The organism is Rothia sp. HMSC08A08, assembly GCF_001808385.1.
GTDB classification, from domain to species: domain Bacteria; phylum Actinomycetota; class Actinomycetes; order Actinomycetales; family Micrococcaceae; genus Rothia; species Rothia dentocariosa.
Map to the genome: position 1 here is coordinate 17,925 of NZ_KV793071.1, position 12,325 is coordinate 30,249.

General features: G+C 50.9%; 11 protein-coding genes and 1 tRNA gene. 8 read left to right on the forward strand and 4 right to left on the reverse strand.

Annotation, left to right across the window (positions count from 1 at the left end; translation table 11 throughout):
- The first annotated feature begins 31 nt into the window (after positions 1 to 31).
- Positions 32 to 757: a (d)CMP kinase gene (gene cmk / locus HMPREF3164_RS05450; RefSeq protein WP_070449458.1), complete on the forward strand. Its 726-nt coding sequence runs from the start codon at positions 32 to 34 to the stop codon at positions 755 to 757.
- Positions 758 to 848: 91 nt separating this feature from the next.
- Positions 849 to 2,438, forward strand: coding sequence for a ribosome biogenesis GTPase Der (gene der, locus HMPREF3164_RS05455; RefSeq protein ID WP_070449460.1), 1,590 nt, complete (start codon positions 849 to 851; stop codon positions 2,436 to 2,438).
- Between the two features lie 93 nt (positions 2,439 to 2,531).
- Here der and HMPREF3164_RS05460 read toward each other — a convergent pair whose 3' ends face one another.
- The gene (locus HMPREF3164_RS05460) at positions 2,532 to 3,131 is read right to left on the reverse strand and encodes an NAD(P)H-dependent oxidoreductase (protein ID WP_041321726.1); all 600 of its coding nucleotides are present in this window, start codon (positions 3,129 to 3,131) and stop codon (positions 2,532 to 2,534) included.
- Between the two features lie 290 nt (positions 3,132 to 3,421).
- Here HMPREF3164_RS05460 and HMPREF3164_RS05465 point away from each other — a divergent pair.
- The 3 genes from HMPREF3164_RS05465 to HMPREF3164_RS05475 all read left to right on the forward strand — a co-directional run bounded on the left by HMPREF3164_RS05465 (position 3,422) and on the right by HMPREF3164_RS05475 (position 6,351).
- A tRNA-Pro gene (locus HMPREF3164_RS05465) sits at positions 3,422 to 3,495 on the forward strand.
- A 617-nt stretch (positions 3,496 to 4,112) separates the two neighbouring features.
- Positions 4,113 to 5,771 (forward strand): L-lactate permease, encoded by a 1,659-nt coding sequence (locus tag HMPREF3164_RS05470; protein ID WP_041321727.1) that lies wholly within the window; start codon positions 4,113 to 4,115, stop codon positions 5,769 to 5,771.
- A gap of 184 nt (positions 5,772 to 5,955) precedes the next feature.
- Entirely contained in the window at positions 5,956 to 6,351 is a 396-nt protein-coding gene (locus HMPREF3164_RS05475) for a DUF1304 domain-containing protein (protein WP_013398811.1), read from the forward strand.
- 110 nt (positions 6,352 to 6,461) lie between these two features.
- Here HMPREF3164_RS05475 and HMPREF3164_RS05480 read toward each other — a convergent pair whose 3' ends face one another.
- Positions 6,462 to 7,166: a DNA-3-methyladenine glycosylase I gene (locus tag HMPREF3164_RS05480; RefSeq protein ID WP_070449462.1), complete on the reverse strand. Its 705-nt coding sequence runs from the start codon at positions 7,164 to 7,166 to the stop codon at positions 6,462 to 6,464.
- A gap of 98 nt (positions 7,167 to 7,264) precedes the next feature.
- Positions 7,265 to 7,858 carry a methylated-DNA--[protein]-cysteine S-methyltransferase gene (locus HMPREF3164_RS05485; protein WP_070449463.1) on the reverse strand — a complete coding sequence of 198 codons (594 nt, stop codon included), beginning with the start codon at positions 7,856 to 7,858 and terminating at the stop codon, positions 7,265 to 7,267.
- A 194-nt stretch (positions 7,859 to 8,052) separates the two neighbouring features.
- Here HMPREF3164_RS05485 and HMPREF3164_RS05490 point away from each other — a divergent pair, with 194 nt between their 5' ends.
- From HMPREF3164_RS05490 to HMPREF3164_RS05500, 3 genes are all read left to right on the forward strand, one after another.
- Complete coding sequence (locus HMPREF3164_RS05490; RefSeq protein ID WP_048751995.1) at positions 8,053 to 9,030, forward strand: hypothetical protein; 978 nt, start codon at positions 8,053 to 8,055, stop codon at positions 9,028 to 9,030.
- 198 nt (positions 9,031 to 9,228) lie between these two features.
- The gene (locus HMPREF3164_RS05495; RefSeq protein WP_048751994.1) at positions 9,229 to 9,669 is read left to right on the forward strand and encodes a hypothetical protein; all 441 of its coding nucleotides are present in this window, start codon (positions 9,229 to 9,231) and stop codon (positions 9,667 to 9,669) included.
- Positions 9,670 to 9,872: 203 nt separating this feature from the next.
- Positions 9,873 to 10,505 (forward strand): endonuclease III domain-containing protein, encoded by a 633-nt coding sequence (locus tag HMPREF3164_RS05500; RefSeq protein WP_070449465.1) that lies wholly within the window; start codon positions 9,873 to 9,875, stop codon positions 10,503 to 10,505.
- A gap of 203 nt (positions 10,506 to 10,708) precedes the next feature.
- On the opposite strand, the gene glpK is transcribed toward HMPREF3164_RS05500, so the two are convergent.
- The gene (gene glpK, locus HMPREF3164_RS05505; RefSeq protein WP_070449466.1) at positions 10,709 to 12,265 is read right to left on the reverse strand and encodes a glycerol kinase GlpK; all 1,557 of its coding nucleotides are present in this window, start codon (positions 12,263 to 12,265) and stop codon (positions 10,709 to 10,711) included.
- Positions 12,266 to 12,325 lie beyond the last annotated feature (60 nt).

Below are 12,325 nucleotides of genomic sequence, written 5' to 3' on the forward strand. Positions count from 1 at the left end.
GCGGGACCCCTCGCAGACAGAAAGTAATGTTATGCATGAGAACCCTAAACTTACGATCGCGATCGATGGACCGTCAGGTTCTGGAAAATCATCGGTCTCAAAAGAAGTCGCACGCCATTTCGGGTTAGCGTATCTAGACACAGGCGCTATGTATCGTGCCGCAACCTATCGTGTACTTCAACTCGATATTGATCTTGCTGACCAAGATGCTATCGGGAAAGCTGTGCAAGAGATGCCGCTCGTCTTCGGAACCAATATCAAAGAAGAAGAAATTTTGATGGGCACCACCGATATTCGCGAGGAAATCCGCACTGAACGAATTTCTGGTGCGGTCTCTGCCGTAGCCTCTGTGCCCGCCGTTCGTGAACACCTCATCGAGCTACAGCGCTGGACGATCAACCACGCGGTCAACGGTATTGTGGCGGAGGGGCGAGATATTACAACCGTGGTGGCACCGGATGCGGATGCACGCATACTGCTAACCGCATCGGAAGAGGTGCGCATGGCACGCCGTGGACTAGAGAACACCGAAAAATCAGGGGAGCCCGGCGACCTTACGCAGCAGATCTCTGAACGCGATACCCAAGATTCTAAAGTGAATAATTTTATGGAAGCCGCTCCCGGTGTAGCCCTGGTAGACAGCTCGGATTTGGATTTTAACGAGACCGTATCAGCAGTTATTAATGCTGTTAATGCGCAGGTGAAGGCAAAACGACAGGCATCACGGGATGCCTCTGCAGGGACCGAGACCGCATAAAATACTTGAAAGACAGCGAACATACTAGTGAGAAATTAAAGCTGCTAGGACAAGCCTTAAGCTGGCGTTCGCGCAGAAGAAAGGACGGCGCATGGCTGAGAACGACGCTACCCGCGATGACTACGAAGACAAATACCTAGGCGGCGGAGAAGATGACCTCACCGAACGTTTAGCCGATATTGACGACGAAACCGCAGAAGCGCGTGCGCAGGCTCTTCTGGAAGGACTCGACGACTATGACCTTGATGAAGAAGACCGTGCCCTTCTTGGTGCTTGGGGTTTCGACTTTGACGAAGAAGACGAACAATTCGCCGATCCTGTAGTAGCTATCGTGGGGCGCCCCAACGTGGGAAAATCCACCATTATTAACCGCATTCTGGGGCGTCGGGAAGCCGTGGTAGAAGATAAGCCGGGCGTGACTCGCGACCGCGTCTCCTATAAGGCTGAATGGGTGGGCAAACGCTTTACCCTCGTCGATACTGGCGGCTGGGAGTCTGACGCACGCGGTATTGATGCTCAGGTAGCGGATCAGGCAGAGATTGCGGTTGAGCAGGCCGATGTTGTCATCCTCGTTGTGGACGCACGCGTGGGAATTACCGCCTCAGACGAACAGATCGTGCGTATGCTTCGCCGTGTCAAGAAGCCTATCATTCTGATGGCAAATAAGATCGATGATTCCCACTTGGAACCGGAAATCTACAGCCTGTGGTCGCTGGGTATGGGACAGCCCTTCCCTGTTTCGGGTTTGCACGGTCGTGGCCTGGCGGATGCCCTCGACGAGCTTCTAGAGGTTATGCCCGAGCACTCCCAGTATGCGCAGCCGGAGGCACCGGGCGGACCGCGCCGTGTGGCACTTATCGGTCGCCCCAATGTGGGCAAATCCTCGCTGCTGAACAAACTAGCGGGTTCCGAACGTGCCGTCGTGAACGATCTCGCGGGTACTACACGCGACCCTATTGATGAGGTTATTGAGTTGGGCGGCTACCCGTGGCGATTCATCGATACGGCGGGCATTCGCCGTCGCCAGCATATGGCGAAAGGCGCCGAATTTTATTCCTCACTTCGCACTCAGACAGCCCTGGAACGCTCCGAAGTCGCAGTCGTACTTCTGGATGTTTCTGAACCGCTGAGCGAGCAGGATGTGCGCATCATTCAGACCACGATCGACTCCGGTCGCGCCATGGTGCTGGCTTTCAACAAATGGGATACCCTCGATGAGGAACGCCGCGATATGCTCGAACGCGAAATTGACCGCGACCTGGCACATGTGAAATGGGCTCCGCGCGTGAATATCTCGGCAAAAACCGGCTGGCATAAAGATAAGCTGGTTCCCGCCCTGGAACGCTCGCTGGAATCCTGGGATTCGCGTATTCCAACCGGGCGACTGAACGCTTTCTTAGGCGAATTGGCGGCGGCGCATCCCCATCCGCTGCGTGGTGGTAAGCAGCCGCGCATTCTGTTCGGTACACAGGTGTCTTCACGCCCGCCGAAGTTTGTGCTCTTTACAACCGGGTTCTTAGACCCGGGATATCGGCGTTTTATCACGCGTCGCCTGCGTGAAACCTTTGAGTTCACAGGTACGCCGATCGAAATTTCGATGCGCGTACGCGAACGTCGCTCCCTCGGGGATCGTCAGGGAGGCAAAGCGAAAAAGGGTGGCAAAGGCTCACGCAAACGCTAACGTGCTACCCAAACGTGAACGAGCATAACTACCCCACCCTTTATATCTTTGGTGGGGTGCTTATGCTTCCCTTGGCTAATTCGTCGCGCTCATCTAAAAAGGTACGTTTGCGAGTAACTGGGCGCGTTGTTCAGCTGTCATTTTGTCTACCCGCGCATAAGGAAGCCAGCGGAAATTTTTGATCCCGGTCTTCCGGAAAATACTCTGTTTGAAAATTCTGACGGCGGGCGCTCGCATGATGTATTTGTATATGGGCAAGGGCATACCGAGCGGGGTTACAAGAACGATTTCGGTATCGTGATTCAGCGTAGTAACAAGCCGGTATTCGCTGGGCTGTGTGTACAGCAGATCTTTGGCGTAGACTTTATCGATAAAGCCCTTGGTCATAGCGGGCATAGAATCCCACCAGATAGGGAAGATAAAGATCAAGCGATCTGCGGATTTTACACGCGCCTGATAGTCCGCTATCTGGTTAGTGATGGGATTACCACGACGCCAGTTAGCAAGATCTTCTGCTCGCATGACCGGGTCGAAACCATCGGCATGTAGATCAAGAAGATCGACCTCGTCGCCGCGTGCCTCAAGTTTATCGGTTATATTCTTGCACAGGGCAGCGCAAAAAGACCGCTGATGGGGGATATTACGCCAAGCCTCGGCAGTGTAGGGATGATCGAAAATAATGAGGTTTTTCATGATGCCCTCTCTAAAAGTCTGTAGCGTCTGTGAAGAGTCAGTGTGTTTTAACACTGTCATCGCAGTAGCCCATATGCAAGCAGGGCTTTGGCAGGAATCCAAGCATTCTGAAGAGACGCTATGTTCTCAAAGTTCCCTTAGTCGTCTGCGTGGAATATATATTGAGCGGCAGCGAAAAATCCAGTATTTTCGCGTTTTCTAAGTTGCACGGGGTGAGAACCTGGGGTATAGTTATTCGAGTGTTCGCAGGGATTTCCTGGAAACACGGTACATAATAGTGTGATGTACATCGGGTTGTGGCGCAGCTTGGTAGCGCACTTGACTGGGGGTCAAGGGGTCGCAGGTTCAAATCCTGTCAACCCGACGTAGAAGACGCTCTAATCGGTAAAACTATCGATTGGAGCGTTTTTATATTGGATTTATCGTATATCGCTGTTTTCTGTCTACAACGCCGTTTTTTGTTAAGCTCTGCCGTGGTACGGGTAATCCCCGTCTTGGTTATTGAGCTGCTACTCTCGTATTTTTTTACCGCATCTGAACATTCTTTAGATCTGTGAGGGCGATGTCGCTGCAAGCTCCTCCTTGGATAGATTATTTCGCGAATCAATATCGTTTTTTGTCTCGATTCGTATGCTTTGCATATTATGGCTTTCACTAGGCAAGAATACGCTTTAGGTGAAAGTACAACTATGATGTTCCTGTCTTTGAGTGGGAATACTTGCGAATTATTCTGTCGATAGTGGTATATTTTGGAGTGGATGAGGTGTCTACAGCTGGTCTGCCAAGGTAAATTCCTTGACACTACAAAGAGGTATTGGTAGCGCAGTGTGGAAGCAACATCCGCACACACTGGCTTTCATAGCCAAAAACCACAGAATCGCAACCGTGGATCTTGGGTAAAAGTTCATGAACCCACGTTAATCCACATTAGCGGTACGCAGTGACCACTAAGAACCGCGTATGTCGCGGAAAGGAAAAACCATGTGGCAGCAGGTATATGACCCGCTCAATTCCACTATGCTCTCAGCACTAGTAGCGGTAATCCCCATTGTCTTCTTCCTCCTTGGACTAACCATTCTCAAACTCAGCGGTATCAAAGCGGCGATTATTTCTCTCGCACTCGCACTCGGTATCGGAATCTTCGTATTTGGGCTGCCAGTAGGCGCTGGAGCGGGCTCAATCCTTTATGGTTTCTTGGCTGGTCTATGGCCTATCGGCTGGATCGTGCTCATGGCGGTGTGGCTATACCGCATTACAGTGCGTTCCGGTCACTTCGACATTGTTCGCTCCTCTATCTCGGCCATCTCCACTGACCAGCGTATCCAGATGCTGCTGATCGCATTCTGTTTCGGTGGATTTCTCGAAGGCGCGGCAGGGTTCGGTATTCCGATCGCAATTTGTGCGGCTTTGCTGGTCAGCCTCGGGTTTAACCCGCTCAAGGCCGCAATGTTCGCGCTGGTTGCTAACGTTTCATCCGGTGCATACGGTGCTATCGGTATTCCGGTCAGCACCGGCGCCGAGAAAGGCAGTATTCCTCTGGCCGAATTATCGGCAAATATGGTTCCTGTGTTGCAGATTTTTGCGATGCTTATCCCAGTGCTCATGGTCGTTATCCAAGACGGGATACGCGGGTTACGCGAAACCGGCTTGGTGGCTCTGATCGTTGGTGCCGTTTACTCTGGCGGACAATCCCTGCTGCTACTGACCTTGGGAAACCCTGAGCTGGTTGATATTATTCCGCCGCTTCTATCATTGATCGTTTTGGCTCTCATCATGCGCGCATGGCAACCCAAGCATATTTTCCGTGAGCCTACTGCTCCCTCCCTGGAGGAAGTGCAAGCACAAGGCGAGACCAAGCATACCTCCGGTGAAATATTCAAGGCTTGGAGCCCATTCATCTACCTGTCCGTCGCAATTCTGCTCTGGTCTACGGTCCTAAAACCGGTATTCGCTAAAGCAGCTAAAGCAGGGGAGAGCGATGGTCCCCTAGGTTTCACTAATATCCTTGTCAATGTTCCTGGTATTCATGGGGCGATCGAGCAGGTGGCTCCTATCGCTAAAAACCCGACCCCTGTGAAAGCCGTCTTCACCTGGAATATTCTGGGAGCCTCGGGTACCGCGATCCTTGTGGCTGTTATTATTACCGTGCTGTTCTCCTCCATCAGCTGGAAGGCCGCTTTCGAAGAGCTGGGCGGTGCTTGGAAACAGCTGCAGACGCCCATCATTATGATTTGCCTCGTGATGTCAGTTGCTAACGTGATGAACTATGCAGGTATGATCTCTTCCATCGCACTGGCCGTTGCGACGGTGGGTACATTCTTCCCATTCTTCTCACCGATTATTGGTTGGATTGGCGTTTTTGTGACCGGTTCGGTGGTTAACAACAATATTCTCTTCGCGGGTCTGCAATCGACTACCGCTCACCAGATCGGCGTGAACCCCACCCTGCTGGTGGCATCAAATACCGCTGGCGGTGTGATGGCGAAGATTGTCTCGCCGCAGTCTATCGCTATTGCGGCTGCATCTGTGGAAAGCTCTGGGCAGGAGTCGAAGATCACCTCAATGGCGATCAAGTACAGCGCCATTTTGCTGGTGCTGACCTGCGTGTGGGTATACCTGCTGTCGCTCGTCGTCCACTAGCACATACCCCCGAATGCGCCAGTCTTGTGCCTCGAACGAGGTATGAGCTGGCGTATTCTGTATGTAAGTGGGAGGAGGTTCCTCTTGTTCATCCTTGAGCCTTGGCTGTCTTACGGATTATGACGATGAGATAGTAGAATTGGTGCTTGATTTACCGACTACCTTCGAGAAAGAGGAAATAACAATGTCTACCTTGGCAAGCGTCGTCACGGTCTTCGCATTCGTGTCCATCGCTATTCACGTGTATATCTGGATTCTTGAGACTTTCCTGTGGACTAAACCTCGGGGTCGGAATACCTTCGGTACCACGGAAGAATTTGCCGAAGCCTCCAAAGAAATGGCTGCAAATCAAGGGCTCTACAATCTCATGCTGGCCTGGATCGCAGCAACCGGCCTGTTAGCGTTCTGGGTTGGTGGTCTGCCTCAAGTTGGCATTGCCCTCATGTTTGCCGGTCTAGGTTCGATGGCCGTCGCGGGAATTTATCTCTTCGCGACCTCACCGGATAAGCGTAAACCCGCGCTGATTCAGTGTGTACCGCCAATCCTATCTCTCGTACTGCTTTTCACGATGGTGTCATAACGCAGAGCTTCACGAAATAAGACCGAGCTTGCAACATGATAGAGGTTTCTGCTTTCGCCTTTCAGTAGGCGGGGCAGGGATCTTTTCGTTTTAACCAAAAACCTTTGTACCTATGAGCTCCGATGCAACTCTCCCTCGGGAGTAAATAAGCCTGATGACCCACGCCGGTGTGAGTCTACTAGGTGCGCATCCACCATACCAATGGCACACATTAAGGCGTAACAGCTGGTTGGACCCAAAAATTTGCCTCCGAGCTTCTTGAATGCTTTCGACATGGTTACAGAGACGTCGTTTTGTGTAGGAACCTCCTCAAGGGTGCTTGGAGTAATAGTGCTTTCGGGAAGGAAAGACCAGATAAAAGCGGGTAAACCAGGTTCAACCCATAACCCGTTTGGGAGGTAAAAACCTGCTAATGACTCGTCTCCAGCAGCTGCACGCTCGCGCAGGTCAAGAGTTAGGCGCGCATTTGAGACCGTGGCGCGAATCTTGAGGTTGTTCCGAATAATACGTTTATCGTGGAGTAGCCGTTCGACATCATCGTCTGTAAAGGCTGCAAGTTTTTCAGGAACAAAATCGGCAAAGACTTCTCGAAACACTGGCCTTTTGACTAAGACTGTATACCACGAAAGCCCGGCCTGGAATCCTTCGAGGCACACCCGTTCAAGCATCCCGGTTTCATGGGTGATAGGTATGCCCCACTCCTTATCGTAGTAGTCGCGTTCAAGGTCATGACGTACCCAAGCAGGATATTTTCGGTCTGCACTCGTTTCGACTTTGCCAGAAGCGACAGCGTTCGCAGAATTATCTGACGCCATGACTACCTCCTAGTATCGTAAATATGTACTAGTATAGTATATAGAAATTCAGCTGGAAGGCAACTATAGAATATTATTTCGATAAAATAGTCGAGAGTCTAAAAGAGTCGACCCTCGCGAATTTCTGCAGGTTCCTCGAGGCCGAGAAGGAATTGTTTGCGGTTGAGCCCGCCTGCGTAGCCGGTGAGCTTGCCATTAGACCCCAAAACACGATGGCAGGGGATGATGATTGAAATTTTATTGTGCCCAACAGCTTGTCCGACCGCCTGTGCGGGTGCTCCCGGTCCCACGGCACGCGAAATGGTTCCGTAGGTTGTGGTGTATCCGTAGGGGACTGAACATAAATATTCCCATACCATGAGCTGAAAATCTGTTCCCTCAGGCGCTAAAGGAATTGTGAAGGTTGTACGTTTGCCGGCGAAATACTCCTGCAGTTCGCGAGTGGTGTGCTTAAGGATGCTCGCTGCAGGCGCTGGCTCGCTGTTTGCAGCGATTGCCGAGGGGTCTGGAATAAACTCACCGAGCTCGTCTGGTATAGGAAAATGTGTCTGTTCCTCATACCAAAGCCCGGTAAGAGCTTTGGTGCTTGCTGCAAGATAAAGGCGTCCTACTGGGCTGTCGATGAGGCTGTGCCAGCGTTTTGCTGTGTTGTTAATGAGTTCTTGTGGTGCTTTAAGTTTCTTCTCGCTCATGACAGCTCCTTTGTGTTTTTACTTCCTTAATCATAAACTCTGCCGCGAAAACATGACGTAGAAAAACTTTACATTGCATATTATTATATAAAAATATGATATAAAATACATAGTTGTTTTTAAATTTTTTAGTTATTTTGGGTAAAATAAAACTTACATACTCACTCTTTCACTTATATGTTCGGGACCCAAAGATGACTTCCTTGACTTACCCGCAAAAAACTGTGGGCGCGCATACCGTACATTCGGTGCCAAACCTAGATTACTGGCGTAATTTAGTTCTTGACTATCTTGATGATAGTGATGACATAAATCTTTATTTCGCTGCGCAAAAACTCAACGTTTTAGCACCTGAAGACCCGGTAGGTTTATATGGACTAGCTTGCGCTCAACGGTATAGAGGGGAACTTAATACCGCATATTTTAATGTTATCCAAGCACGTCGACGATTGGCATACAATTCCGGGTTTCCCGTAACCTACGAGGAAGCTCTAGAACTTGAAGCAGCTATTGCCGTCGATCTGGGACATATTGCAACTGCGATCGATCGTTATGGGGAACTCATTGAGTTGAACCCCTTAGAACCTAACTATGTATCGGCTCGCGCAAAGTTATTCGATACCGCTGAGAACATGACGGTTAGCGCGCATAAGCGACGGCAGGGACAGGACGATTCCTCTCTGGCTGATGCGCAGACCAGCCTGTTTTTGCGCGCTGCTGAGGCACACGCAATTGAGCTTGAGGGTAAGCCGGTTTTCGTTTCCTACGAAGCCGCTCTTGAAGCGTCCAAGGCACTAAGGCGCATTCAGGATATTCAGCGGGCACCGCAAAACCTCAGAATGCGATATACCGAATTGCAATCCGCTGTTACCTATGCTCTCCGTAGAAATTTTGTGCGTTACCAATGGTGGCAATTTTGTCTTTACGTTCTGTGCGGAATGACTCTGCCAGGATCGGTCATGAACAATATTGCAAAAGATATTGCAGAAAAGGGGAGCGCCGGAGTTTTCTCTGGAATATTCACGAGTATTATGATGATTTCTCTCTTTATTCTTGTGGGACTTTATTTTTTCTACCCCGTAGGGCATAAATACAATGCTCGTCGCGTGCGTAAACGTGATGCAAAACTACGTGCAGAGATGCTTGAAGAACCTGAGGGCATCTCTAGTTAACCCTGCGAATCCTGCGATGATAGACTCGTATCCCGTACACTTTCCTGCATATCGTACGCTTTTACCCTACGAAGATGCGGCAAAGTGTACGGGATATTTCTATCCTTCTAGGCGTATCACCTAATCATCTGAGACGCTGACTGCTTTTTCGATAGGTTTGATACCCTAGACATGCGCAGTGCTGAAGGGAGTGCGTAGATGCCCATACGTTTTTCTAGCGAGCAGGAAGCCAGAGACTATTCTCAGAGCGTGCTGGTTCTCCCGCTTTCGACGATGCGCGTGAGTATCAGTCCTGATGCTCGTAAACACAAGCGGCTATTTTTTGCCCCGGTTTATTATATAGATATACAGTTTGAGACCAGCCAAGAGACCGTTGTTATTGGTGGGTATGAGTTCTATGACCGTGCGTTGACCATGTTAGACACTGATCCTGATCACGTGCTTATTGGTGATAATGGGCCACCTTTTCTGATGGGCGGTGGTTTCCCAGGTGTGTATGCAGGAGAACTCAGAGATGCATATCATGTCCCAGAAGATTATTTAGCTTTAACTAGTGCAGATTGTGAACGCATTATCGCAACGGTTGCCCCGAACGAGATTCCTATGCTTCGTACTTGGATGGCTAGAGTTGTCTCTTAAAATTCGAATAGCATTTATCTTGTCTTGGGTCGCCCAACTACTCGACGGCGTAGTCTGCCAACGCTGTAAGAAGAGAGAGCTCAGATTCCGAATAGAGATTGCTGGTTTTCAATCCATATCAAGTGTGAAGGTGCTGAAATTGAACTCTTTTATGATTTCAGATGCACCATGGGTTACGCGAAAATCTATTGGAAGGGTCTGTTATGGAATCGATGCGCCAGATGATGACGGTGCTCCAGCGCGCGATTCCTGATGTGGGTGTGTGGTGGCCAGCCGAAACAAAGTTCGAGATCCTGGTAGGCGCAGTATTGGTGCAAAATACCACGTGGACGAACACCGAAACCGCATTGGCAAACCTGCGTACCCTCAACCTCCTCACTCCTGAAACACTTGCTGCAGCTGATTCGGCTGTGGTGCAAGACGCGATCCGACCCTCAGGATATTGGCGCACTAAAACCGTCTATCTGCAAACCGTCACCGATTGGTTCCTCACTACTGATACCCTTGCTGAATCCATGGGTGATGCACAGTTGAGAGCATCGTTGCTCGGGGTGAAGGGCGTAGGTGAGGAAACCGCTGACGATATTTTGCTGTATGCCTACCACCGAGGTGTGTTTATTTACGATGCTTATGCGCGCAGGCTTCTCGCAGCGGCTGGATGGGGAGATTACACCACCTATGCGCAAGCACGTAAAGCGTGCGATGAACGCATCCGTTCTGAAGTATTGAGCGTTGAAGAGTATGCACTGTTACATGGGTTAATCGTCCAAGCAGGCAAAGCGGCCCGAACCGCGGGAGGATGGCAAACCTATTGGCCTGCTATTGCTGGTAACTAGGGTTCTTCTCATACCTGATATAGACACGTGCTGTAATTACCCCGTACATTTTCCTGCAATTTCGTAGGGTAGAAGCGTACGATATGCGGCAAAATGTACAGGATACAGTAAGAATATAAAGCCCGCACTCTTTTGCATATCTCGAACAGCGGTGCTGTGCGTTTTACGCAAAAGAGTGCGGGCTTTATGTACGAAGAAAATTCTTAGGAAGTCGGTACGTCCTCATCCACCCAGTCGAGGGTACGGGCCACGGCCTTCTTCCAGAGGCGGTACTGGCGGTCTACCTCGGACTGCTCCATGGCAGGCAGCCACCGCTTATCCTCAGCCCAGTTTTCGACAACGTCTTTCTCGCCGTCCCAGAAACCGACCGCAATACCGGCTGCGTAGGCGGCACCCAACGCAGTAGTCTCAATAACCTTCGGACGGATCACCGGAACCCCCAGAATATCTGCCTGGAACTGCATCAGGAACTCGTTTGCGGTCATACCGCCATCCACACGCAGCTCGGAAAGCTTCACACCGGAATCGGCGTTCATCGCGTCCAACACCTCGCGGGTCTGGAAAGCGGTTGCCTCCAACGCCGCGCGCACAATATGGGCCTTGTTTACATAGCGGGTTAAGCCCACGATCACGCCGCGCGCATCTGAACGCCAGTGCGGTGCAAACAGGCCCGAGAATGCAGGAACCACATAGCAACCGCCCGAATCCTCAACCGAGGTTGCTAGTGCTTCGGAATCAGAGGCGTTGGTGAGCATGCCCAGGTTATCGCGGAGCCACTGAATTAGCGAACCGCTCATCGCGACCGAACCCTCTAGGGCATAAACGGGGTCAGCTTCCCCAATCTTATACGCCACGGTCGTCAGAAGACCGTTATCTGAGAACACAGGCTCATTTCCGGTGTTCATCAGCATGAAGTTACCGGTGCCGTAGGTGTTCTTCGCCATGCCCTTCTCAAAGCAAGCCTGTCCGAAGGTTGCCGCCTGCTGATCGCCAAGAATACCGGCAATGGGTGTGCCGCGCATCAGACCGGTGGGGCGACCATAGCCGTAGACCTCAGATGAAGACTTGATTTCGGGGAGCATACTCATGGGAATGCCCATATCTGCAGCGATCTGCGGATCCCACTCAAGAGTACGAATGTTCATGAGTAAAGTGCGGGATGCATTCGTAACGTCGGTTACATGTACACCGCCATCAACGCCGCCGGTCAGGTTCCACACCACCCAGCTGTCGGTGTTGCCAAAAAGTAGATCACCGCGTTCGGCACGTTCACGAGCGCCGGGAACGTTATCAAGAATCCACTTAATCTTGGGCCCTGAGAAATAGGTTGAGAGATTCAAGCCCACGATGTCATGGTACTTACCCACACCGTCATCGCCAGCAAGTTCATCGACAATCTCTTGGGTGCGGGTATCCTGCCAGACAATTGCGTTATAGACCGGCTCACCAGTGTTTTTATCCCACACCACTGTGGTCTCACGCTGATTGGTGATGCCCACTGCAGCAATCTCGTGATGGTTTACCTCACCGTTTGCCATCGCCATTGCAACGGCTTTACGCACGTTATCCCAAATCTCAACGGGGTTGTGCTCAACCCAGCCTGCCTTGGGGAAAATCTGCTCGTGCTCAAGCTGACCCACAGAAACGATCTTGCCCGCCTTATCGAAAAGGATAGCTCGGGAACTGGTGGTGCCCTGGTCGATAGACATAATGTATTTACGTTCAACATCCAAAGTTGCCGAATGCAAGGAAGTAGTCATGAGTAACCTCACTTAAATGGTTGGGGGCGCATGACCGCGCCATAACAAGGAATAATGGGT